21 protein-coding genes and 1 riboswitch are annotated in these 22,624 nt (G+C 71.1%); of the genes, 16 read left to right on the forward strand and 5 right to left on the reverse strand.

Features of this window, described 5'->3' with window-relative positions:
• Positions 1-4 precede the first annotated feature (4 nt).
• The 8 genes from AWQ68_RS14675 to AWQ68_RS14710 all read left to right on the forward strand — a co-directional run bounded on the left by AWQ68_RS14675 (position 5) and on the right by AWQ68_RS14710 (position 9,729).
• Positions 5-2,509 carry a mannose-1-phosphate guanyltransferase gene (locus tag AWQ68_RS14675; protein WP_066940650.1) on the forward strand — a complete coding sequence of 835 codons (2,505 nt, stop codon included), beginning with the start codon at positions 5-7 and terminating at the stop codon, positions 2,507-2,509.
• A gap of 202 nt (positions 2,510-2,711) precedes the next feature.
• A complete protein-coding gene (locus tag AWQ68_RS14680) occupies positions 2,712-3,215 on the forward strand; it encodes a double zinc ribbon and FHA domain-containing protein (protein WP_066940652.1) in 504 nt (167 codons plus the stop codon).
• 25 nt (positions 3,216-3,240) lie between these two features.
• Positions 3,241-3,897 (forward strand): transcriptional regulator FtsR, encoded by a 657-nt coding sequence (ftsR, locus tag AWQ68_RS14685; RefSeq protein ID WP_066940654.1) that lies wholly within the window; start codon positions 3,241-3,243, stop codon positions 3,895-3,897.
• A 73-nt stretch (positions 3,898-3,970) separates the two neighbouring features.
• Positions 3,971-4,441, forward strand: coding sequence for a bifunctional nuclease family protein (locus tag AWQ68_RS14690; RefSeq protein WP_157545311.1), 471 nt, complete (start codon positions 3,971-3,973; stop codon positions 4,439-4,441).
• A gap of 151 nt (positions 4,442-4,592) precedes the next feature.
• Positions 4,593-5,210 (forward strand): MerR family transcriptional regulator, encoded by a 618-nt coding sequence (locus AWQ68_RS14695; protein WP_066940657.1) that lies wholly within the window; start codon positions 4,593-4,595, stop codon positions 5,208-5,210.
• A 153-nt stretch (positions 5,211-5,363) separates the two neighbouring features.
• Positions 5,364-5,454, forward strand: a riboswitch (glycine riboswitch).
• 174 nt (positions 5,455-5,628) lie between these two features.
• Complete coding sequence (gene gcvP, locus AWQ68_RS14700; RefSeq protein WP_066940659.1) at positions 5,629-8,487, forward strand: aminomethyl-transferring glycine dehydrogenase; 2,859 nt, start codon at positions 5,629-5,631, stop codon at positions 8,485-8,487.
• Positions 8,488-8,614: 127 nt separating this feature from the next.
• A complete protein-coding gene (locus tag AWQ68_RS14705) occupies positions 8,615-9,127 on the forward strand; it encodes a hypothetical protein (protein ID WP_066940661.1) in 513 nt (170 codons plus the stop codon).
• A 5-nt stretch (positions 9,128-9,132) separates the two neighbouring features.
• Complete coding sequence (locus AWQ68_RS14710) at positions 9,133-9,729, forward strand: alpha/beta hydrolase family protein (RefSeq protein ID WP_066940663.1); 597 nt, start codon at positions 9,133-9,135, stop codon at positions 9,727-9,729.
• Positions 9,730-9,832: 103 nt separating this feature from the next.
• On the opposite strand, the gene AWQ68_RS14715 is transcribed toward AWQ68_RS14710, so the two are convergent.
• Complete coding sequence (locus tag AWQ68_RS14715; protein ID WP_066940665.1) at positions 9,833-10,033, reverse strand: DUF5999 family protein; 201 nt, start codon at positions 10,031-10,033, stop codon at positions 9,833-9,835.
• Positions 10,034-10,731: 698 nt separating this feature from the next.
• On the opposite strand from AWQ68_RS14715, the gene AWQ68_RS14720 reads away from it, so the two are divergent.
• Genes AWQ68_RS14720 through AWQ68_RS14735 form a run of 4 tightly spaced genes read left to right on the forward strand, consistent with a single transcriptional unit; the run spans position 10,732 to position 14,743 of the window.
• Positions 10,732-12,024 carry an extracellular solute-binding protein gene (locus AWQ68_RS14720; RefSeq protein WP_066940904.1) on the forward strand — a complete coding sequence of 431 codons (1,293 nt, stop codon included), beginning with the start codon at positions 10,732-10,734 and terminating at the stop codon, positions 12,022-12,024.
• Entirely contained in the window at positions 12,003-12,971 is a 969-nt protein-coding gene (locus AWQ68_RS14725; protein WP_245655916.1) for a carbohydrate ABC transporter permease, read from the forward strand. The genes AWQ68_RS14720 and AWQ68_RS14725 overlap by 22 nt, the downstream gene beginning before the upstream one ends.
• Entirely contained in the window at positions 12,968-13,798 is an 831-nt protein-coding gene (locus tag AWQ68_RS14730) for a carbohydrate ABC transporter permease (RefSeq protein WP_066940668.1), read from the forward strand. The genes AWQ68_RS14725 and AWQ68_RS14730 overlap by 4 nt, the downstream gene beginning before the upstream one ends.
• 39 nt (positions 13,799-13,837) lie before the next feature.
• The gene (locus tag AWQ68_RS14735) at positions 13,838-14,743 is read left to right on the forward strand and encodes a MurR/RpiR family transcriptional regulator (RefSeq protein WP_245655917.1); all 906 of its coding nucleotides are present in this window, start codon (positions 13,838-13,840) and stop codon (positions 14,741-14,743) included.
• Between the two features lie 18 nt (positions 14,744-14,761).
• Here AWQ68_RS14735 and AWQ68_RS14740 read toward each other — a convergent pair whose 3' ends face one another.
• Positions 14,762-15,337 (reverse strand): TetR/AcrR family transcriptional regulator C-terminal domain-containing protein, encoded by a 576-nt coding sequence (locus AWQ68_RS14740; protein ID WP_066940906.1) that lies wholly within the window; start codon positions 15,335-15,337, stop codon positions 14,762-14,764.
• A 124-nt stretch (positions 15,338-15,461) separates the two neighbouring features.
• On the opposite strand from AWQ68_RS14740, the gene AWQ68_RS14745 reads away from it, so the two are divergent.
• Positions 15,462-15,860, forward strand: a complete 399-nt coding sequence (locus tag AWQ68_RS14745; protein ID WP_066940671.1) for a hypothetical protein — start codon at positions 15,462-15,464, stop codon at positions 15,858-15,860.
• Positions 15,861-16,044: 184 nt separating this feature from the next.
• Here the strand turns inward: AWQ68_RS14745 and AWQ68_RS14750 are convergent, their stop codons facing one another.
• From AWQ68_RS14750 to AWQ68_RS14760, 3 genes are all read right to left on the reverse strand, one after another.
• Positions 16,045-17,397 carry an RNA polymerase sigma factor gene (locus tag AWQ68_RS14750; protein ID WP_066940673.1) on the reverse strand — a complete coding sequence of 451 codons (1,353 nt, stop codon included), beginning with the start codon at positions 17,395-17,397 and terminating at the stop codon, positions 16,045-16,047.
• A gap of 130 nt (positions 17,398-17,527) precedes the next feature.
• The gene (locus tag AWQ68_RS14755; protein ID WP_066940674.1) at positions 17,528-17,902 is read right to left on the reverse strand and encodes a hypothetical protein; all 375 of its coding nucleotides are present in this window, start codon (positions 17,900-17,902) and stop codon (positions 17,528-17,530) included.
• Between the two features lie 34 nt (positions 17,903-17,936).
• Positions 17,937-19,118, reverse strand: coding sequence for an AMP-binding protein (locus AWQ68_RS14760; RefSeq protein ID WP_066940676.1), 1,182 nt, complete (start codon positions 19,116-19,118; stop codon positions 17,937-17,939).
• 68 nt (positions 19,119-19,186) lie between these two features.
• Between AWQ68_RS14760 and menB the strand changes: the two genes are divergently transcribed.
• Genes menB through menD form a run of 3 tightly spaced genes read left to right on the forward strand, consistent with a single transcriptional unit; the run spans position 19,187 to position 22,613 of the window.
• Positions 19,187-20,017, forward strand: a complete 831-nt coding sequence (gene menB / locus AWQ68_RS14765; protein ID WP_066940678.1) for a 1,4-dihydroxy-2-naphthoyl-CoA synthase — start codon at positions 19,187-19,189, stop codon at positions 20,015-20,017.
• On the forward strand, positions 20,017-20,952 hold the full coding sequence (locus AWQ68_RS14770) for an o-succinylbenzoate synthase (RefSeq protein WP_084463996.1): 936 nt from the start codon (positions 20,017-20,019) through the stop codon (positions 20,950-20,952). The genes menB and AWQ68_RS14770 overlap by 1 nt, the downstream gene beginning before the upstream one ends.
• Positions 20,949-22,613 (forward strand): 2-succinyl-5-enolpyruvyl-6-hydroxy-3-cyclohexene-1-carboxylic-acid synthase, encoded by a 1,665-nt coding sequence (gene menD, locus AWQ68_RS14775; protein WP_066940680.1) that lies wholly within the window; start codon positions 20,949-20,951, stop codon positions 22,611-22,613. The genes AWQ68_RS14770 and menD overlap by 4 nt, the downstream gene beginning before the upstream one ends.
• Positions 22,614-22,624: the final 11 nt, after the last annotated feature.

Genomic DNA, 22,624 nt, shown 5'->3' on the forward strand with positions numbered 1-22,624 from the left:
GCCCGTGAAGGCCGTCGTCATGGCGGGCGGGGAGGGAACGCGGCTCCGGCCGATGACCGCCAATCAACCCAAACCCCTGCTCCCCATCATCAACCGGCCCATCATGGAGCACGTACTCCGGCTGCTGAAGAAACACGGCTTCATCGACACCGTGGTGACCGTGCAGTTCCTGGCCGCGCTGATCCGCAACTACTTCGGCGACGGCGACGAGCTCGGCATGCGCCTCCACTACGCCACGGAGGAGATCCCGCTCGGCACCGCGGGAAGCGTGAAGAACGCCGCCGACCGGCTCCGCGACGAGCGCTTCCTCGTCATCTCCGGCGACGCCCTGACCGACATCGACCTGACCGACATGCTCAGGTTCCACGAGGAGAACGGCGCCCTCGTCACCATCGGACTCAAGCGGGTGCCGAACCCCCTGGAGTTCGGCATCATCATCGTGGACGAGAACGGCCGGATCCAGCGGTTCCTGGAGAAGCCCACCTGGGGCCAGGTGTTCTCCGACACGGTCAACACCGGCATCTACATCATGGAGCCCGAGGTCCTCGACGAGGTCGCGGCCGGGCGGTCGATCGACTGGTCCTCCGACGTCTTCCCCCGGCTGCTCGAACGCGGCCGTCCGCTCTTCGGCTACGTGGCCGAGGGCTACTGGGAGGACGTCGGCACGCACGAGAGCTACCTCAAGGCCCAGGCCGACGTCCTCGAGGGCAAGGTCAAGGTCGACTTCGACGCCTTCGAGCTCGCGCCGGGCGTCTGGACGGCCGAGGGCGCCTCGGTCGATCCCGACGCGGTGCTCAAGGGCCCGCTCTACATCGGCGACTACGCCAAGGTGGAGGCCGGCGCGGAGCTGCGGGAGTACACGGTGCTCGGCAGCAACGCGGTGGTCAAGGAAGGGGCGTTCCTCCATCGGGCGGTCGTCCACGACAACGTCTACGTCGGCCCGGCCGCCCACCTGCGCGGATGCGTGATCGGCAAGAACACCGACGTGATGACCGGCGCCAGGATCGAGGAGAACGCGGTCGTCGGCGACGAGTGTGTGATCGAGTCCGAGGCGTACGTCTCCTCCGGGGTGAAGATCTACCCGTTCAAGACCGTCGAGGCCGGCGCCGTCGTCAACACCAGCGTGATCTGGGAGTCGCGCGGCCAGCGCAGTCTGTTCGGCCCGCGCGGCGTCTCCGGCCTGGTCAACGTCGAGATCACCCCCGAGCTGTGCGTACGGCTCGCCAGCGCGTACGCCACGATGGTCAGCAAGGGCGACACCGTCGTCACCTCACGCGACGCCTCGCGCGCGGCCCGCGCCTTCAAACGGGCGGTCATCGGCGCGCTGAACTCGAGCGCCATCAACGTGGTCGACCTGGAGGCGTGCGCGCTGCCCGTCGCCCGCTTCCACACCTCCCGGGAGAGCGTCAAGGGCGGCATCGCGCTGCGCACCAGCGCGGGCGACCCGCAGAGCGTCGACATCGTCTTCATGGACGACACCGGCGCCGACCTCTCGCAGGGCGCCCAGCGCAAGCTCGAACGCATCTTCTCCCGGCAGGAGTACCGCCGGGCCTTCCCCGGCGAGATCGCCGAGCTGACCTTCCCGGCCCGCGCGGTGGACACCTACACCCGCGAGCTGCTGCGCTGCGTCGACATGAACGGTGTCAAGGACGCCGAGATGAAGGTGGTCGTGGACTGCGCCGGCGGCACGTCGTCCCTGGTCCTGCCCAGCCTGCTGGGCCGGGTCGGGGTGGACGTGCTCACGGTGAACAACCGCCTCGACGACGCCTCGCCGACCGAGACCTTCGCCGAGCGGCGCCGCGACCTGCAGCGCCTCGCCGAGTTGGTCGCCTCGTCCCGGGCCGCCTTCGGCGTACGGTTCGACCCGGTGGGGGAGCGGATCTCCCTGGTCGACGAGATGGGCCAGCTCATCAGCGAGGAGCGGGCGCTGCTCGTGGTGCTCGACCTGGTGGCGGCCGAGCGCAGGGGCGGCCGGGTCGCCCTGCCGGTCACGACCACCAGGGTGGCGGAGATGGTCTGCCGATTCCACGGGGCGCAGGTGGAGTGGACGCCCACCAGCCTGGACGCGCTGACCACCGCGGCGACGCACAGCGACATGATTTTCGCGGGGGACGGGCGCGGCGGGTTCATCGTCCCGGAGTTCGGCCCGACCCTGGACGGGCTGGCGGCGTTTCTGCGGCTGCTCGGGCTGGTCGCGCGCACCCGCCTGTCGCTCAGCCAGATCGACGCCCGCATTCCGGAGGCGAAACTGCTGCGGCGGACCATCCCCACGCCATGGGCGCACAAGGGTACGGTCATGCGCTCGGTGGTGGAGGCCGCCGAGGGCCTGTACGTCGACACCACCGACGGCGTGCGGGTCGTGGGCGAGGACGGGAGCTGGGCCCTGGTCCTGCCCGACCCCTCGCAGGCGGTCACCCACCTGTGGGCCGAGGGGGGCGACGTGGACACCGCGCAGGCCCTGCTGGAACGATGGGCCCGCGTCGTGGAACACGCCGCGGGAGCACAATAACAATCTCCGTGATCATGTACAAATATTGGAGCTGTGACGTTCGGGAAGGCGGGAAACGGTGTGGCGGGATGGACCTTGAGCCGCGCGGGGCTGTAGCGTTGGTCAGTCCGTGTCGAGCACGCTTTCTTGACCTTTGTGCGTGATCAGCGTAAGTTGCGGCATTCGCCGTCTGAGCAAGTCATAAGAGAGGCCGAGCCGTTCGATGCCCAGCGTTTACTGCACGCAGTGCGGTCATGCCAACCCCGAGGATGCCCGTTTCTGTTCCAGATGCGGTTCCCCGCTGAGCGCTCCGGCGCCGGTTGCTTTCGACACCACCTCGACGATCTCGCTGGAGGCGGTGGAGAACGAGTCGGGGCAGACCCTGCTGCCCGACAGGTCGGCCATCGAGCAGCTCCGGCCGGGCACCGCGCTCCTGGTCGTCATGCGGGGCCCCAACGCGGGAAGCCGCTTTCTGCTGGACAGTGATCTCACCACGGCGGGTCGCCACCCGGAAAGCGACATTTTCCTGGACGATGTGACGGTGTCCAGAAGGCACGCGGAGTTCTACCGGCGTGGCGGCCAATTCACCGTCCGTGACGTCGGCAGCCTCAACGGGACGTACGTCAACCGTGAGCGCATCGAGGAGTTCCCCCTGGCGGGGGGCGACGAGGTGCAGATCGGCAAGTTCCGGCTGGTGTTCTTCACGCGCGGCCTTGGGGGCCAGTGATCGCTGAGGGAGGGGCGGGTAAGTCATGAGCGCGCAGGCGGTACGGGCGTTCATGAGCATCGGGGAGGTGCTCGCGCTACTGCAGGGCGAGTTCCCCGACGTGACGATCTCCAAGATTCGTTTCCTGGAGGGCGAGGGGCTCATCGAGCCGCAGCGAAGTCCCTCGGGGTACCGCAAGTTCACCCACGCGGACGTCGAGCGGTTGCGCTACATCCTCACCGCGCAGCGTGACCACTACCTCCCGCTCCGCGTGATCAAGGAGAACCTCGACGAGCAGGCCGCCCGCCCACGGGCGCTGCCGCAGGAGACCGCACCCGTACGGCTCAGCCGCGAGGAACTGCTCCGGTCCGCCGACATCGACGAGGACACCCTCGCCGAGCTGGAGAGCTTCGGCCTGGTGGTCGCCGTGGCCCGCTGGTACGACGCCGACGCCCTGGAGATCGCCCGCAGCGTGGGCTCGCTGGCCAGATTCGGCCTGCACGCCCGCCACCTGCGCATGGTCCGGGCCGCGGCCGAGCGTGAGGCGAGCCTGGTCGAGCAGGTCGTGGCCCCGCTGCTGCGCCGCCGGGCGCCCGGCGCGATCGGTCAGGCCGAGGAGACCGCACGGGAAATATCCGGACTTCTCCTCGAATTGCACACTGCGTTGCTTCGTGGCAGTGTTCGCCGCGTTCTGGGGCAGTGACCGGGCCGACCCGCAGCGGGTGTTACGTTGAAGGCCTGGTGATATGCCGCGCCACTTTGAGACGGAGTCGCCCGTGTTGCAGATGGAGGTCGTGGGGGTTCGCGTTGAGATGCCCACCAACCAGCCGATCGTCCTCCTGAAGGAGACGAACGGCGATCGGTACCTGCCGATCTGGATCGGCATGACCGAGGCGACGGCCATCGCGCTCGCCCAGGCGGAGGAACCACCGCCGCGCCCGCTCACTCATGATCTGTTCCGTGACGTGCTGGAGGCGCTGGGGGTGCGCCTGCGCACGGTCAACATCGTCGCGCTACGCGACCAGATCTTCTTCGCCGATCTGGTGTTCTCGAACGGGGTGGAGGTGAGCGCCCGGCCCTCGGACTCGATCGCGCTCGCGCTCCGCACCGGAGCGACGATCTACGCCAGTGAGGAGGTCCTCAGGGAGGCCGGCGTGAGCATGCCGGACGACCAGGAGGACGAGGTGGAGAAGTTCCGAGAGTTCCTCGACAACATCACGCCCGAGGACTTCGGGCGTGCCGGGTAGGGGTTGATTTCGGGAATTTAACGCTTCACGACGCGCCGTGCGGGGTCGTTGACTGAGAATGTCCCCGGTCCTACGGTGCAAGGGAATCCACGGTTGTAATTCACGAACCCCCAGATCAGACCGTGGGATGAGAGAAAGCCGGAGGTCCGCAGTGGCGGTCAGCAGCGGCGAGGGTAAAGCGGCCGACCAGCATGATCCGGCCCGTCAGTCAGCGCGAGAGCGCGCCGGTGAGCAGGGCCTGCTGTTCGACGAGCGACCGATGAGACTGCCCGACGACATCGGGTACCGCGGTCCCACCGCCTGCGCGGCGGCCGGCATCACCTACCGCCAGCTCGACTACTGGGCCCGGACGGAGCTGGTCCTGCCGACCATAAGAGCCGCGCACGGATCCGGCTCCCAGCGCCTGTACAGCTTCCGCGACATTCTCGTGCTCAAGGTCGTCAAACGTCTCCTGGACACCGGAGTCTCGCTCCAGCAGATCCGCACCGCCGTACAGCATCTCCGGGACAGGGGAGTCAACGACCTCGCCCAGATCACTCTGATGAGCGACGGCGTCAGCGTGTACGAGTGCACGTCGCCCGACGAGGTCATCGACCTGCTCCAGGGCGGTCAGGGAGTGTTCGGCATCGCCCTCGGGCGCGTCTGGCGCGAGGTCGAGGGCTCGCTGGCCGAGCTGCCGGGCGAGCGGGCCGAGTCCGGCTCGGACCCGGAGGCCGACCATCCGGCCGACGAGCTGGCCCGGCGCAGGAAGTCCCGCAAGACCGGCTGAGAGCCGCGAGTGAGAGCCCCGCGACACGCGGAGGCCGCCCCCGGCGTACCCGCCGGAGAAGACCGCCGGTGATTCGGCTGCGGATCGGGTCAGAATCCGCGAGACCTGGTGAATGCTCCGCCTCGGGGTAGGCGGTAGAGTGACGAAAGCCGACGACCCTGTGCGGGAGAGACCTCTTTTGCGGAGGCGCCGAAGGAGCAACCCTCCCCGGAATCTCTCAGGCATCCCGTACCGCACGGGAGAGGCAACTCTGGAAAGCAGCACGTCCACCAGGCGTGCTCACCGACGGTGCAAGCCCTACGGGGTGAAGCTCTCAGGTCGTTGTCCCGCCGCCGGTCGGCTGGTCGCGATGACAGAGGGGGAGACCTGGCGCACGCGTGCGCCCCCGAGGTCTCGACCTGCCGCAGGAGGCTTGCACATGACCGACCGGTCACCACTTCGCGATCTTTCCGGCCCGCCCTTCGCGGCCCGTCACATCGGCCCCTCCGACGACGACCAGGCCCGCATGCTGGAGGCCGTCGGATACGCCTCCGTGGCCGACCTGGTGGCCGTCGCCGTACCCGAGGCGATCAGGACCACGACGCCGCTCGCGCTGCCCGAGGCGGCGAGCGAGACGGACGCGCTGGCCGAGCTGCGGGCGATCGCGGGCCGCAACCGCGTGCTCACCTCGATGATCGGCCTCGGCTACCACGACACGATCACGCCGGGCGTCATCTTGCGCAACGTGCTGGAGAACCCGGGCTGGTACACGGCGTACACGCCGTACCAGCCGGAGATCTCGCAGGGGCGGCTGGAGGCGCTGCTCAACTTCCAGACGGCGATCACCGACCTGACCGGCCTCGACGTGGCCGGGGCCTCGCTCCTGGACGAGGGCACCGCCGCGGCCGAGGCGATGACCCTGGCCCGCCGGGCGAGCAAGGTCAAGAGCGACGTCTTCGTGGTCGACACCGACGCGCTGCCGCAGACCAAGGCGGTCCTCGCGACCCGGGCCGAGCCGCTCGGCATCACCGTCGTCGAGGCGAACCTCGCCGACCCCGGCGTCGCGCTGCCCGAGTGCTTCGGCGTGCTGGTGCAGTACCCCGGGGCGAGCGGGCGGGTGGCGGGCTTCCGCGCGCTGGCCGAGCGGGCGCACGCGGCGGGCGCGCAGGTGATCGCCGCCGCCGACCTGCTCGCGCTGACGCTGCTGGCGTCGCCCGGCGAACTGGGCGCGGACATCGCCGTCGGCTCCTCCCAGCGGTTCGGCGTCCCCCTCGGCTTCGGCGGCCCGCACGCGGCGTACATGGCCGTACGCGAGGGCCTCCAGCGGCAGATGCCCGGACGCCTGGTCGGCGTCTCCGTCGACGCGGACGGGCGGCCCGCCTACCGGCTCGCGCTGCAGACCCGTGAGCAGCACATCCGCAGGGAGAAGGCGACCAGCAACATCTGCACCGCGCAGGTCCTGCTCGCCGTCATGGCCTCCATGTACGCCGTCTACCACGGCCCGGACGGCCTGCGGCGGATCGCCCAGCGCGTCCACCGCCACGCGGCCGTGCTCGCCGCCGGGCTGCGTCAGGGCGGCGTCGAGGTCGTGCACGAGAAGTTCTTCGACACCGTCCTGGCCCGCGTCCCCGGGCGCGCCGCCCAGGTCGTCGCCGCTGCCGAGGCGGCGGGCGTCAACCTCCGGCTCGTGGACGCCGACCACGTGGCGGCCGCCTGCGACGAGAAGACCGCGGCCGAGCACCTGGAGACCGTGTGGGCGGCCTTCGGCGTGCCCGGCTCCACCGACGGCGTCGCCATCGACGACCTGGACCGGGTGACCGAGGACGCGCTGCCGGCCGACCTCGCCCGGACCGGTGACTTCCTGACCCACCCGGTGTTCCACTCGTACCGGTCCGAGACGGCGATGCTGCGCTACCTGCGTCGGCTCCAGGACAAGGACGTCGCCCTCGACCGCTCGATGATCCCGCTCGGCTCCTGCACCATGAAGCTGAACGCGACCACCGAGATGGAGCCGATCACCTGGCCGGAGTTCGCCGGCATCCACCCCTTCGTCCCGGCCGAGCAGGCGGCGGGCTACGTCGAGCTGATCGAGACCCTCGAGGGCTGGCTCGCCGAGGTCACCGGCTACGACGCGGTGTCGATCCAGCCGAACGCCGGCTCCCAGGGCGAGTTCGCCGGGCTGCTCGCCATCCGCGCCTACCACCAGGCGCGCGGCGAGGGCGGCCGGGACGTCTGCCTGATCCCGTCGTCCGCGCACGGCACCAACGCGGCCAGCGCGGTCATGGCCGGGATGCGGGTCGTTGTCGTCGCCTGCGACGACAACGGCAACGTCGACCTCGCCGACCTGGCCGCCAAGATCGACAAGCATCGCGACGCGCTCGCCGCGATCATGGTGACGTACCCGTCCACCCACGGGGTGTACGAGGAGACGATCGTCGAGATCTGCGCGCGGGTCCACGAGGCCGGGGGACAGGTCTACGTCGACGGCGCCAACCTCAACGCCCTCGTCGGCCTGGCCCGGCTCGGCGAGTTCGGCGCGGACGTCAGCCACCTCAACCTGCACAAGACGTTCTGCATCCCGCACGGCGGTGGCGGGCCGGGTGTCGGGCCGGTGGCGGTCAAGGGTCACCTCGCCCCCTACCTCCCCGGCCGGGGCTCGGGCGCCGTCTCCGCCGCGCCGTACGGCTCCGCGGGCATCCTGCCCATCTCCTGGGCGTACATCAGGATGATGGGCGGCGAGGGGCTGCGCCAGGCGACCGAGCAGGCGATCCTCTCGGCGAACTACCTGGCCCGGCGGCTCGCCCCGCACTACCCGGTGCTGTACACCGGGCGGGACGGCCTCGTCGCGCACGAGTGCATCGTCGACCTGCGGCAGATCACCAAGGAGACCGGCGTCACCGTGGACGACGTGGCCAAGCGGCTGATCGACTACGGGTTCCACGCGCCGACGATGTCGTTCCCGGTCGCCGGCACGCTGATGATCGAGCCCACGGAGAGCGAGGACCTGGCCGAGCTGGACCGCTTCGTCGAGGCCATGGTCGCCATCCGCGGCGAGATCGCCCGCGTCGCCTCAGGGGAGTACGACCGGACGGACAACCCGCTGCGCAACGCGCCGCACACGGCCGCCTGCCTGGTCGCCGACGAGTGGCAGCACCCGTACTCGCGCACGGTCGCGGCCTACCCCGTGCCCGCGCTGCGGGAGAACAAGTACTGGTCGCCGGTCCGCCGCATCGACCAGGCGTACGGGGACCGCAACCTCGTCTGCTCCTGCCCTCCCCTGGAGGCGTACGAGGACTGAGCGAAGCGAGCGCGGGGAGGATCCGCCGGCCCGGAACGGAAGCCGGCCACCATCATGCGGATGTCCTCCCCGCGCGGGCCCACCGGTCGTTAGGATCTTGCCGATCCCCGACTTTGGAGGGCCCGGCATGACGGCCACCGACCCCGGACGGCAGATCGACCACGCACGCCGGCTGGCCGAGGCGGGCGATCTCGACGCCGCCGCCGCGATCTTCGCGGAGGTCGCGGCCGAAGGAGACGAGCCCGACCGGCACGAGGGCGCGGCGGGGCTCTCCGCCGTCGCCGAGCGGATGGCCGAGCGGCTGCTGGAGGACGGCGAGCCGGGGCAGGCCGCCGACCTCCTGCTGCGCGCCCTGTCCGTGCCCGGCGTCGCCGAGCCCGCCCGGCTGCGGATCCTGCTCGGCCTCGCCCACCTGGACATGGCCTGCGGGGAGTTCGCCGGAGCGGTCGAGGAGGGCGACGGCGCCGACGCCGGCACCGGGGCGCTCGCCATCGAGCTGCTCGCCCGCGTCCTGCCGCTGCGCGGCCGGGACGGCGACGCCGAGACCGTCTGGCGGTACGGCCTCGCCCACCCCGACACGGCGCTGGCCGAGGAGGTGCGGCTCCGCCTCACCAGGGACGTGCGCCCCTCGGTAACCTGACCCCGGTGGAGCTACAGACACCGCACGGCCCGGGAAGGGCCGAGGTGGACGAGGCGGCCGACCCGCGGCTGCTGCTCGTCCTCACGCACGGCTCGGCCGGGGGAGTCGACGCGCCCGACCTGCTCGCCGTACGCGACGCCGTCCTGGCCATCGGGGGGACGGTCGTCCGGGTGACCCAGCCGTTCCGGCTCAGGGGCGCCCGCGCGCCGGGCTCGGCCGCGCGGCAGGACGAGGCGTGGATCGCGATGATCGAGGAGTTGCGGGCCCGCCATCCGGAGCTGCCCCTCGTGCAGGGCGGGCGGAGCAACGGCGCGCGGGTCGCCTGCCGTACCGCCCGGGCGGTGGGGGCCGACGCGGTGGTCGCGCTGGCTTTCCCGCTGCACCCGCCGGGCAAGCCGGAACGTTCCAGAGCGGACGAGCTGCGGCAGGCGGGTACGGACGTTCTGGTGATCAATGGAGATCGTGACCCGTTCGGGGTGCCCGAGGCGTCCGACGCGGCACGGCTCGTGGTGCTGCCGGGTGAGGGGCACGATCTGAAGAAGGACCCCGCCCGGGTGGGCGAGGAAGTGGCCCGGTGGCTGCTGGCGCGGGTGCGGGCCTGAGCCGGATCGGGCCGCGACGACCTACCTGAGCCCGTCGCCGGACGGGGCGACGGGAAGGGGCCCGGCTGGACGGACCAGCCGGGTGACCCGGCCGCGACGGCGATCAGGCGGCGCTGGAGGCCAGGTCGGTCGGGCGGTGCGGGGCGATGGCGACGCCATCGGGCAGCAGCTCGCCGGTGTCCTCGAAGAGGACGACGCCGTTGCACAGCAGGCTCCACCCCTGCTCCGGGTGGGCCGCGATGGTGCGGGCCGCTTCGCGGTCCTTCGCATCCGGGCTCGGACAGGACGGGCTATGAGGGCACATCGCCGGGGCTCCGTGTCTTATCGTTCGCCCGCACGCGGGGCGGCGGGCGTCTCGGGTTGGTGTGACTGACAGCACATTGGTGCCAACACCAGTGTGCCGCCCGCTCGCCACGTGGCGACATAGTCCGTTAGGACGGTTTCGGCCGGTCCTGGGGAGGGGGCCGGGGGCGCCCGCGCGGGTTCCGCTCACCACGTTGTGAGCTATTCCACAAGATTGCCCCAGGGAAGATAACGGTCCAAGCTCGACACGCCGTCCGTCTGATAACCGGCGGATTACGGTTCACCGCGCCGCCTCCACGGCGTACGCGAGGTCACCCGGCGGCCGGGTCTCGACCGGTTGCTCAGGCGTCACAGTGGGCGCGGACCGCACCCAGGGCCGGCCGTCGTGCGGGCGCGTCGCCCCTCCTCGCCCCGGCGGCCAAGGCCCGCGCGGCCTCTCGCCCTGGGGCGATCCCGCGTGAAGTTTCCCTAAAGAAAACGTTGACCATCAGGGGCGTGTGTAAGTAACTTCCAGTCAACGCGGTGACCTTGGCGGACATTTTCCTACATGTGAGGGTTGGAGGACGTCACGTCGAGGACCGAAAACCCGCACGACGTCGCCCTGTTCGTCCTGTTCGTCGCCTGGGCCGGACCTCGAGCCACGTAGTGGATCCGACCCTCGGTGAGATCGAACGGACCTGCGGGCCGAAGGGAAGTCTCATGAAGAGAAGGTGGATCGCGGGGGCGATCGGGGTGCTCGCGGTGGCGCTGGCGGCCTGCGCGCCGGGCGGCGGCGCGTCCGACCAGGGTGACAAGTCGGGCGCCGACAAGGTCACGATCAGTCTGTGGTCGTGGCGCGTCGAGGACGTCAAGGCGTACGAGAAGATCCTCGCCAAGTTCGAGGAGTCGCACCCGAAGATCCACGTCGAGTTCAAGCCGTTCCAGGCCACCGAGTACAACAACATCCTGGCGACGGGCCTGTCCGGCAGCGCCGGGCCGGACGTCGCCCAGCTCCGGGCGTACGGCGGGCTCCAGCCGCTGGTCGAGGCGGACCAGCTCCTGCCGCTGGACGACAAGGTGGACGCGCTGTCCGGCTTCGACGCGAAGCTGCTGGAAGGTGCCAAGGGCCACACGGACGGCAAGATCTACGGCGTTCCGTTCGCGTACCAGACGCTCCAGGTGCTCTACAACAAGAAGCTCTTCAGTGACAACGGCATCCAGCCGCCCGCCACCTGGGACGACATGATCGCGGCGGCCAAGAAGCTGAAGGCGGCCGGGATCACGCCGTTCGCCGTCGCGGCCGGCCCCGACGCCACCTGGACGCTGCCGATCGTCCATGAGATCTTCGGCAATGCCCGCTACGGCAGCACCGCCTTCCGGGACGCGCTGGTCAAGGGCGAGAAGAAGTTCACCGACCCCGACTTCACGGCGTCCATCAAGCTGATCAAGGACCTGGAGCCGTACTTCCCCAAGGACGTGGTGGCCGTCAAGATCCCCGACGTCCAGGCGCTGTTCGTCACGGGGAAGGCCGCGATGTACCCGACGGGCACCTTCGACCTGGCGCCCGTGCTCAAGGCCGACCCGAACCTGGAGGTCGGCCTCTTCCAGGTGCCGCCGCCGTCCGGCTCCCCGGTGACCACGCCGGTCACGCCGGGCTGGGCCGACGGCTCGTTCGGTGTCAACGCCAAGTCGGCCCACCAGGCCGAGGCGCTCGAACTGGTCAAGTGGATGGCGACGCCGGAGTTCGGACAGCTCTACGCGACCGAGCTGAAGCAGCTCTCCGCGGTCCCCGGGGTCACGCCGTCGGACCCGCTGCTGGCCGAGATGGCCAAGAACTACGCCGACAACGGCGCGCCGTACACGCTGCTCGTGAACTTCCGGTACGGCCAGCCGAACGGTGACGCGGTCTTCCGCGACGAGGTGCAGAAGATGCTCACGGGACAGACCGACCCCGAGGCGGTCGCCGCGAGCGTGCAGAAGGGCGTCGAGCAGTGGTTCAAGCCAGGGAACTGACCGTTCCCCGACGTCGCGCGGTACGTACCGGCACCGGCCGCCGGTACGTGCCGCGGTGGCGGGTGCTGGCCGTCTTCCTGCTGCCCGCGTTCCTGCTCTACTCGGCTTTCATCGTCTATCCACTGGTGAGCGCGCTCGACTACAGCTTCTTCGAGTGGCGCGGGATCCGGCAGATGGGGTTCGCCGGGCTCGACAACTACCGGGACCTGCTCAGCGTCTACCCGTACGACCAGCAGCTGTGGCGGGCGTTCGCGCACAACGCCCTGTTCTTCGTCGGGACGATGCTGATCCAGAACACGGTCGGGCTGCTCTTCGCCCTCCTGCTGTTCCGGTACGGCCGCGGCAAGCGGTTCCTGCAGGCCGCGTTCACCACGCCGTACCTGGTGGACCCGCTGGTCGTCGGCTACCTGTGGAGCCTGCTGCTCAACCCGACGTTCGGCCCGATCAACTCGCTGCTCGAGGCGGTCGGGCTGGACTCGTGGGCATTGCCCTGGCTGGGTGACACGCGTACGGCGCTGCCGATCGTCATCCTGGTCAACGCGTGGCAGTGGGTGGGCTTCCCCATGCTGATGTTCTCCGCCGCGCTCGCCGGGATCCCCGCCGAGTACCACGAGGCGGCCCGCGTCGACGGCGCGTCGGCGTGGCAGTCGTTCCGGCGGGTGACGCTGCCGCTGCTCACCCCGGCGATCGGCGTGGTGAGCGTGCTGACGTTCATCGGCAACTTCAACGCCTTCGGTCTGGTCTACGCGATGGCGGGTTCGACCGGATCTCCGGCGGGTTCGACCGACGTGCTCGGTCTGCTGTTCTACCGCGTCGCGTTCGTGGAGGGCGGCGTGGAGGCGATCGGGCGGTCGTCGGCGCTCGCCGTGCTGATGTTCGTGTTCATCTTCGGGGTGTCGCTGCTGGCGACCTCGTACTTCCGCCGCCGGGAAAGGAGGCTGGTGTGACGTCCGCGCGCCGGGCTCCGGGGCGGATCGCCGTCCACCTGCTGCTGTGGGGGTACGCGGTCGTCGCGCTGCTGCCGCTGGTCGTCATGCTGCTCAATTCGCTGCGGCCGACCAGCGAGATCTTCACCGCGCCGCTGGGTCTGCCGACGTCCCCCACGCTGCACAGTTACCTCCGCGTGTGGACGGACGCGTCGTTCAGCACGTACTTCCTGAACTCGCTGATCGTCACCGGCGGCGCGGTGCTGCTCGGCACCGCGGTCTCCGCGCTGGCGGCCTACCCGCTGGCCCGCCACGACTTCTTCGGCAGCCGGGTCCTCGGCGCGTACTTCCTGGCCGGGCTGATGCTGCCGATCCGGCTGGGTCTGGTGCCGATCTTCTACCTCATGGACTCCATGGGGTTGATCGACTCGCTGCTCGGGCTCACGCTGCTCTACGCCGCGTCCGGGGTGCCGTTCTGCGTCTTCGTGCTGTCGGCGTTCTACCGTTCCCTGCCCGGCGAACTGGACGAGGCGGCCCGGCTCGACGGGGCCGGCGAGTTCCGGATCTTCGGGCAGATCATGCTCCCGCTGGTGCGGCCCGCGCTGGCGTCGGTGATGCTGTTCCAGTTCGTGCCGCTGTGGCATGAGTTCCTCTACCCGTTGGTGCTGCTGCGCTCCGACGAGAAGTTCACCATCCCACGCGGGCTGTCGCAGTTCTTCGGCGAGTACACGACCGACTGGTCGGCGCTGTTCGCCGGACTGGTCCTCGCCACGGCGCCGCTCTTCGTGCTGTTCGTCCTGGCGACCAAGCAGATCATCGCCGGGTTGACCGCCGGCATGAGCAAGTAGGCACGCATCGTACGTTTCGGAGACCTACGGGAGGCGGGCGTGGACGCCGGCGGCGACTACTCGAGCGGGATGCTGGTGCGGCTGCGCGGCGCGATCCCGTCCTTGCGGCCCGCCGAGCAACGGGTCGCGCGCGCGGTGCTGGCCGACCCCCAGGGCGTCGCCGACCGCTCGATCGGCGTGCTCGCCCGCGAGTGCGGCACCTCGGAGACCACGGTGCTGCGGTTCTGCCGGGCGATCGGGTTGCGCGGCTACACCGAGCTGCGGCTCGCGCTCGCCCGCGAGATGACGGTGGAGGCGACGCGCGCCGGCGGCGCCCGCCCGCTCGACGGCGACATCAGCGCCGACGACCCGCTGGAGGAGATCGTCGCCAAGATCGGCTACAGCGACTCCCGCGCGGTGGCGGAGACCGCCGAGCACCTCGACGTCGCCGCCCTGGAGCGCGCGGTCGACGCGATCGTCGCGGCCCGCCGGGTCGATCTCTACGGCGCGGGGGCGAGCGGCTATGTCGCGGCCGACCTGCACCAGAAGCTGCACCGGATCGGGCTGACGGCGTTCGTCTGGCAAGACTTCCACAGCGCGCTCACCTCGGCGGCGCTGCTGGGCGCGGCGGACGTCGCGATCGGCATCTCGCACTCCGGCGCCACGGTCGACGTCCTGGAGGCGCTGCGGCTCGCCGCCGACCACGGGGCGACCACGATCGCGATCACGAACTTCCATCCTTCGCCGATCACCGAGCTGGCCGACATCGTGCTGAAGACCGCGGCCCGGGAGGCCCCGTTCCGCTTCGGGGCGATGGGCAGCAGGATCGCCCAGCTCACCGTGGTCGACTGCCTCTTCGTCGGAGTGGCCGCCCAGCGTACGTACGACGAGACCCTGACCGCCTTGGAGGACACCTACCGCGCGATCGGAAGCCGCCGGCGCAAAGGGACGCGGCCGTACTCCTGAAGGCCCTGAGGCCGTCTCTCAGGCGGCGTGCCCGGTGGCCTGGAGGCCGGCGAGCAGGGCGTCCAGGCCCCGCTCGAACTCCTCCTCGCCCTGCGCGGTCCGCGCGTCCCGCACGGTCGCGTTGGGGTCGGCCCAGCCGGACTGCTGCACCTCGACGGCCACGCTGCCGAAGACATACGCCCGCAGCGCCCGTACGGCGTCCGCCGCGCCCGCGAGCCCGGCCTCGGCGAGTTGCTCCGTCTGGTCCCTGATCGAGATCAGCGCGGTGCCCTTGGGGGGCTTGGTGAGCGCGAGCGACAGCACGCCGGGATGCTCCAGCAGGGTGGCGCGGCCGGCCCGGGCCCAGGCGCGGGCGCGGTCCTGCCAGCTTCCCTCGGCCTCCACCCGCACGGTCGTCACGTGCTCGGCCAGGACGTCCATCAGCGCCTCCTTGCCGCGGGGGAGGTGATGGTAGATCGCCATGGCCTCCACCTGGAGCGCGTCGCCGAGGCGGCGCATGGTCAGCCGGCGCAGCCCCTGCCCGTCGGCGATGTGCAGCGCGGCGTCGATGATGCGTTCGAGGGAGAGCGGGACCGGTGGTCGCTTGGCAGGCATGTCGATCATGCTGCCACAGCTGACCTTACTGTGTAAAGGAACTCGCCAGGCCCGAATGTGAGGGTCGCGGTGAAACGGCGTACGCTACGGCCAGCGATATCTGCCTGATCTGGAGGGACCGTCGATGGCGTTTTTCCGTCCGCGTGTGAGCCGGGAGGCGGAGGTCAGGTACCACGCCGACCAGGAGGTCGGAAAGGGGTACCACGACCTCCTGGAGAAGGCGAGGGAGGCCGAGCGTGTCCTGAGGGAGAAGCAGGCCGCGGATGCCTCCACCGAGGAGCTGCGCGAGGCCGGCCTCGTCCTGGACCGCGCGCTCACCGACGCCCTGCGCGCGGCGGAGGCCGCGCAGCGCGCCACGTTCGGTGTGAAGTCGTACGACGACCGCATCCGCCGCAGGAAGGGCAAGGCCACGCCCAAGGGCGCCATGTGGACCGCCGAGGTGAACCGCCTGCGCACGCTGCGGGAGGCCCACCGGCTCACCGGCATCGCCCGGGTGCCGCGCGAGTCCGTCGCGGCTCGCTGAGGCCGCTCCGGTCCCGTCCGCCGTTCAGGAGCCCGTCGCCGGGTCCTCCGCGTACGGCTCGCCACGTGGCCGCCAGCGGTGTCGGCCGGCCCCTGTGCCCGGCCCTCTCCGCGCGGCTCGTCAGCGGTCATGAAAAGACGGCCCGCGCCCCTTTCGGGGGCGCGGGCCGTCTCGTTTCGGCCGCCTAGCTGGCCCAGTCGAGCAGCGGGCGGGTGTTGCTCGGGTGGCGGAGCTTGGACAGCGACTCCTTCTCGAGCTGGCGGATCCGCTCCCGGGTGAGGCCCAGGAACTTGCCGATCTCGTCGAGGGTGTGCGGCTTGCCGTCCGCCAGGCCGAACCGGAGCGCCATGATCTTCGCCTCGCGTGGCGTCAGGTTCCCGAGCACGCCCTTGAGCTGCTCGGCCAGGAGCTGCCGGTCCACGACCTCGGACGCCTCGGGGGAGTCCACGTCCTCGATCAGGTCGCCGATGCGGGTCTCGCCGTCCTCGCCGATCGTGGAGTCGAGGCTGATCGGCTGCCTGCTCGTCCGCAGCAGCTCCTCGATCTGGTCGGGCGTCTTGTCCAGCTCGACCGCCAGCTCCTCGGGGGAGGGCTCCCGGCCGAGGCGCTGGTGCATGTCACGCTCCACGCGGGACAGCTTGGACAGCATCTCCAGCACGTGGACGGGCAGCCGGATCGTCCGGGCCGAGTCGGCGAAGCCGCGCTGGATCGCCTGCCGGATCCACCACATCGCGTACGTGGAGAACTTGTAGCCCTTGGTGTAGTCGAACTTCTCGACCGCGCGGATCAGGCCGAGGTTGCCCTCCTGGACGACGTCGAGCAGGGCCATGCCGCGGTCGGTGTACTTCTTGGCCACCGACACGACGAGGCGCAGGTTGGCCTCCAGCATGTGGTCCTTGGCGCGCTTGCCGTCCTCGATGATCCACTCCAGGTCCTCGCGGACCTCGGGGCGCAGGACCTCGCCGTTCTCCAGCGCGGTCTCCAGCTTGTGCTCCGCGTACAGGCCGGCCTCGATGCGCTTGGCCAGCTCGACCTCCTGCGCGGCGGTCAGCAGGGTGCGCCGGCCGATCGACTTGAGGTACGTGTGGACGGAGTCGCCCATGACGGAGGAGTTGTCGTCGAGGTCGATCGCGGCGCCGTCGTCGGACGAGTCCTCCGCCTCGGCCTGGTCGGCGCTCCACTCCTCGTCCTCGTCGAGGGCGGGGTCGGCGGACGGCTCGTCGGCGCCCGCCGCGGAGCCGCGCTTCGCGGACTTGCGCGTCTTGGCGGGCTTCGCGGCCTTGGCGGTCGCGGTCTTGGCGGAGGCGCGGGGCGCCTTCTTCGCCGGCTCCGACTCCGACAGCTCCACGCCGGCCTCGCTGAGCTCGCGCAGGATGCTGCGGGCCTCGGCGGGCGCGACGCCGGCCTGGCCGAACGCCTCGCGAAGATCCGAGAGAGAAAGGTGACCGTGTGCACGGCCCCGGTCCAGGAGCTGGTCCAGAGTCGTCATCGGGGTCGCCGCGCGCTCGGGCGAGGTCGCCACGGCGGTCGGGGGCATGAGGACACCTCCTCCTGACGGAGAACGTCGTACTGGGTGGCAATGACGGGGCGCGGCGGTTGCGGCGGCGCTGCGCGCCTGTATCAATAACGCCCGCGAGCCGAGTTTGTTCCCCCAGTACGCGGGGAGGTCAGTCCGACGGGGCGACGATGCTGATGCTGACCTGCGGCATCGGCATGGGCTCGGCGCCCTGGAGCCGCTCGGTCGTCCAGTAGTCGCGGGTCGCGCCCGGATCCACGCTGAGGTGCCGCTCCACCACGTCGGGCAGGACGTCGACGAGCTCCTCGGGCAGCATGCCCGTCTCCTCGACGGCCGGAGCCACCGGTTGGCGGGTCGGCGCGGGGGCCGTTTTCTTCTGGGCTTCCTTGGCACGGGCCTGGTCGGCCTGCTCCTTGACCGCCTGCTCGAGACGTCCCGCCGAGGCGGTGGTGGTCACGGAGACCCCGCCCACCACGATGGCGGTGACGACACCCGCGGAGATCAGCATCTTGCGATCCGGCTTCATATGGACGTCCTCCCTCAAATGTGACGCGCGGAGGTCATTTTTGGTTTCGCAGGGCGACCATATCCGGTTTTCCGTTGGGCAACAGGGGAATCTGCTGCACCTTTTGCACCATTCGCGGGGCGGCGTAGGCGGGCAGCCGCTCCTTGGCGTACGCGCGGAGATCCTCCAGCGTCGCCGTGCCGACGACGACCGCGACGACGATCTCGCCCCACTCGGGGTCGGGCCGCCCGACCACGGCCACGTCGCGGACGCCGGGGTGCCCGGCGAGGACGCCCGCGACCGCCCCGGCGACCACCTTCTGCCCGCCGGTGTTGATGACGTCGTCGGCCCGGCCGAGGACCGCGAGCCGCCCGTCCTCGATCGACCCGAGGTCGGAGGTGACGAACCAGCCGCCCTCGAACTCGGCGCCCCCGGAGCCGTCGCGCCGCGGGCGGTATCCGGAGAACAGCACCGGGCCGGCGATCAGGACCCGTCCGTCGGCGCGGATTTTGAGATCTACATTGTCAAGGGCGACGCCGTCGTACACGCACCCGCCGCTGGTCTCGCTCATGCCGTACGTCGTGACGACGCGGGCGCCGCGGGCCCGCGCCTCGTCGAGCAGGCCGGGCGGCGCGGGGGCCCCGCCGAGCAGGATGGTCCGGAACGCCGACACGTCCAGGCCCAGGTCGAGGAGCCTCCTGAGCTGGGTCGGCACCAGGGACACGTGCGCGGCCCCGCTCGCCGCCACGTCCTCGGGGGAGAAACGCGGATGGATGATCGGCTCGGCGTCGCTCAGCAGCGACCTGACCAGCACCTGCGCCCCCGAAATGTGCGACGGGGGGAGGCAGCACAGCCACCGCTCGCCCGGGGCGGCCCCGACCCGCTCCAGGGACGCCCGCGCCGACGAGGTGAGGGCACGCGCCGTGAGCTCGACCCCCTTCGGGGCCCCGGTGGATCCGGACGTGGCGATGATGACCGCGGCGCGCGTCGGCGCCCCGCCCGGCTCCCGCCGTACGCCCTCGGGGGTCACGACGTGGGTGGGGCGCAGTGAGGCGAGCGCGGCCGAGAGAGCGGGACGCGGCAGGTCGGGGGAGAGCGGCAGCACCGCGGGGCCGTCCCCGGACAGGGCGCGCTCGATCGCGGCGAACAGCGCCGGACCCGGCGGCAGGAGCAGCGCGTGCAACTCCCTCTCGTCGGGTCCGTGTTCGTGGGCCTTGTGTTCGCGACTGCTGGGCACGGTCGTAAGGTTAGTCCCGGCAGACGGAACCGCCGGTGAACGGGCGGTTCGTGGAGTGAGGAGCGAGTGTGACAAGCGGCGTCGACTGGAAGCGGTCAGGCGAGTACGAGGACATCATCTACGAGACCGCCGAGGGCATCGCGAAGATCACGATCAACCGGCCGGAGCGGCACAACGCGTTCCGCCCGACGACGCTCTTCGAGCTGCGCGACGCGTTCAACGTCGCCCAGGAGGACACCTCCGTCGGTGTGATCATTTTCACCGGCGCCGGGGACCGGGCGTTCTGCTCGGGCGGCGACCAGAAGATCCGCGGCGACGACGGCTACGTCGACGACAAGACGCACGGCATCGGCCGGCTGAACGTCCTGGACCTGCAGGTTCAGATCCGGCGCTGCCCCAAGCCGGTCATCGCGATGGTCGCGGGCTACGCCATCGGCGGCGGCCACGTGCTGCATGTCTGCTGTGACCTCACGATCGCCGCGGACAACGCGCGGTTCGGGCAGACCGGCCCCAAGGTCGGCTCGTTCGACGGCGGGTACGGCTCGTGGCTGCTGGCCGAGACGGTCGGCCTCAAGCGGGCGCGCGAGATCTGGTACCTCTGCCGCCAGTACGACGCGGAGACCGCCCTCCAGTGGGGCCTGGTCAACGCGGTCGTGCCGCTGGAGCGCCTGGAGGAGGAGACCGTCCAGTGGGCGCGCGAGCTGCTGGAGAAGTCCCCGCTCGCGCTGCGCATGCTCAAGGGCGCGCTCAACGCGGTCACCGACGGCGCGGCCGGCATGCAGCAGTTCGCCGGCGACGCGACGCTCCTCTACTACATGAGCGAGGAGGCCCAGGAGGGCCGCGACGCGTTCAAGGAGAAGCGCACCCCGGACTTCGCGAAGTTCCCGCGCCGCCCGTAGTGCACGTCTTCCGCATCCCGATGACCCTGCGGTTCCGGGGGCAGACCGTCCGCGAGGGCGTGCTGATCCACGGACCCGCCGGGTGGGGGGAGTTCTCGCCCTTCCCCGAGTACGGCCCCGCCGAGTGCGCCCGCTGGCTGGCCTGCGCGCGCGAGGCCGCCTTCGACGGCTGGCCGGCGCCGCTGCGCGACTCCGTCCCGGTGAACGCCACCGTGCCCGCCGTCGGCCCGGAGAAGGCCGCCGAGATCGTACGGCTGTCGCAGTGCGGCACCGCGAAGGTCAAGGTCGGCGAGCGCGGCCAGGACTTCGCCGAGGACATGGCGCGGGTCGAGGCGGTCCGCGACGCGATCGGCCCGGGAGGCCGGGTCCGGGTGGACGTCAACGGCGCCTGGGACGTCGACTCCGCCGTCCGACGGCTCAAGGAGCTCGACCGGTTCGACCTGGAGTACGCCGAGCAGCCGTGCGCCACGCTCGACGAGCTCGCCGTCGTCCGGCGCCAGGTGGACGTGCCGATCGCCGCCGACGAGTCGATCCGCCGCGCGGAGGACCCGCTGAAGGTCCGCGCCGCGGAGGCGGCCGACATCGCCGTGGTCAAGGTGCAGCCCCTCGGCGGCGTGCGCAACGCGCTGCGCGTCGCCGAGGCGTGCGGGCTGCCCGTGGTCGTGTCGAGCGCCGTCGAGACGTCGGTCGGCCTGGCGGCCGGCCTCGCTCTCGCTGCCGCGTTGCCCGAATTGCCGTACGCTTGCGGACTCGGGACGATGCCTTTGCTCAGCGGTGACGTCGTCACGGACTCCCTCGTCCCCGTCGGCGGGGCGATAGCCGTGCGGCGTCCGAAGGTGGATCAGCGTGCCCTCGCGGCGTACGAGATCGAGTCGCCCGCCTGGAGACGACGGATGGAGGAGGCCGCCGGAACGGCCGGAGAGGGGCGGCAGTGAATCCCGCCACCGCGCTTGCCACGGTGCTTGTCGACGAGCTGGTGCGCTGCGGGGTGACCGACGCCGTCCTCGCCCCGGGGTCCCGGTCGACACCCCTGGCCCTGGCCGTACACGAGGAGCCGCGGATAAGGCTGCACGTGCGGATCGACGAGCGGTCGGCCGCGTATCTGGCGCTCGGCCTGGCCAAGCGGTCGGAGCGGCCGGTCGCGATCATCTGCACGTCCGGCACCGCCGCGGCGAACTTCCACCCCGCCGTCATCGAGGCGTCGGAGTCGGGCGTGCCGCTGCTGGTGCTCACCGCCGACCGGCCGCCCGAGCTGCGCGGCACCGGGGCCAACCAGACGATCGACCAGGTCAAGATGTACGGCTCCACGGTCCGCTGGTTCGCCGAGGTCGGCGTGCCCGAGGATCGTCCGGGCCAGGCGGCCTACTGGCGCTCGCTGGCCTGCCGCGCCTACCAGCGGGCCGCGGGCCCGCCGGACCCGGGCCCCGTCCACCTCAACCTGGCCTTCCGCGAGCCGCTGATCCCCGACGGCGACGGCTCGTGGTGCGAGTCGCTCGACGGCGACGCGGGCGGCGCGTGGATCCGGGCCAGGGTGGCGCCGCCGGCGTCCGCGCTGCACATCCCGCCGACCCGGCGCGGCGTGCTCGTGGTCGGCGACGGCGCGGCCAACGTCCGCCGGTACGTGGCGGCGGCCGGGATGGCGGGCTGGCCGGTGCTCTCCGAGCCGAACGGCGGCGGCCGCTACGGCGACCACGCCATCTCGACCTACCACTTCCTGCTCGGCATCTCCGAGTTCGCCCAGGCGCACCGGCCCGACGTCGTGGTCACTCTGGGGCGGCCCGGGCTGTCGCGGCCGCTGCTGTCGTGGATCAGGCGGGCCGAGGAGCACATCGTGGTCGCCTCGGACCTCACCCGCTGGCCCGACCCGACGCGGTCGGCGACCCAGGTCGCGCAGGCGGTGGAGATCCCGGTCACCTCGGGGGACGACTCCTGGCTGCGGTCGTGGCGGCACGCCGAGCATGTCGCCCGGCACGCGATCGACGGCGTCCTGGACGCCTCCGGCCTCACCGAGCCGAGGCTGGCGCGCGACCTGGTCGAGATCCTGCCGAACGGCTCGCTGCTGTTCTGCGGCTCCTCGATGCCGATCAGGGACCTCGACCAGGCCATGCGGCCGCGCCGCGGGCTGCGGCTGATGGCGAGCCGCGGCGCGTCCGGTATCGACGGGGTGGTGTCCACCGCCATCGGCGCCGCCCTGGCGCACAACGGCCCCTCGTACGCGCTGATCGGCGACCTGACGTTGCTGCACGACCAGAACGGGCTGATCCTCGGCCCCCAGGAGCCGCGGCCCGACCTGTGCCTCGTCGTGGTCAACAACGACGGCGGCGGGATCTTCTCGCTGCTGCCGCAGGCCACCCTGGGCGACCCCTTCGAGCGGATCTTCGGGACGTCCCACGGCGTCGACCTGGAGTATCTCGCCGCCTCGACCGGCCTGCCGTACACGCGGGTCGAGGACCTCGACGACCTGCCGAGGGCGATCAAGGGGGACGGCATGCGCATGGTCGAGGTGCGCACCCGGAGGGACGGCAACGCCGCCATACACGCCGCCATGGGTGAGGCCGTACGCTCAGCGATGATCGGGAGTGCTACCGGAGACTGACCCTGGATGGT

This window comes from Microtetraspora fusca, from assembly GCF_001570365.1.
GTDB classification, from domain to species: Bacteria; Actinomycetota; Actinomycetes; order Streptosporangiales; family Streptosporangiaceae; genus Microtetraspora; species Microtetraspora fusca.

Excerpts from the sequence above, each read along its gene's own strand:
- AWQ68_RS14680 (WP_066940652.1), top strand. The coding sequence starts at position 2,712 with ATGCCCAGCGTTTACTGCACGCAGTGCGGTCATGCCAACCCCGAGGAT.
- ftsR (WP_066940654.1), top strand. The coding sequence starts at position 3,241 with ATGAGCGCGCAGGCGGTACGGGCGTTCATGAGCATCGGGGAGGTGCTC.
- gcvP (WP_066940659.1), top strand. The coding sequence starts at position 5,629 with ATGACCGACCGGTCACCACTTCGCGATCTTTCCGGCCCGCCCTTCGCG.
- AWQ68_RS14705 (WP_066940661.1), top strand. The coding sequence starts at position 8,615 with ATGACGGCCACCGACCCCGGACGGCAGATCGACCACGCACGCCGGCTG.
- AWQ68_RS14715 (WP_066940665.1), bottom strand. The coding sequence starts at position 10,033 with ATGTGCCCTCATAGCCCGTCCTGTCCGAGCCCGGATGCGAAGGACCGC.
- AWQ68_RS14720 (WP_066940904.1), top strand. The coding sequence starts at position 10,732 with ATGAAGAGAAGGTGGATCGCGGGGGCGATCGGGGTGCTCGCGGTGGCG.
- AWQ68_RS14740 (WP_066940906.1), bottom strand. The coding sequence starts at position 15,337 with ATGCCTGCCAAGCGACCACCGGTCCCGCTCTCCCTCGAACGCATCATC.
- AWQ68_RS14745 (WP_066940671.1), top strand. The coding sequence starts at position 15,462 with ATGGCGTTTTTCCGTCCGCGTGTGAGCCGGGAGGCGGAGGTCAGGTAC.
- AWQ68_RS14750 (WP_066940673.1), bottom strand. The coding sequence starts at position 17,397 with ATGCCCCCGACCGCCGTGGCGACCTCGCCCGAGCGCGCGGCGACCCCG.
- AWQ68_RS14755 (WP_066940674.1), bottom strand. The coding sequence starts at position 17,902 with ATGAAGCCGGATCGCAAGATGCTGATCTCCGCGGGTGTCGTCACCGCC.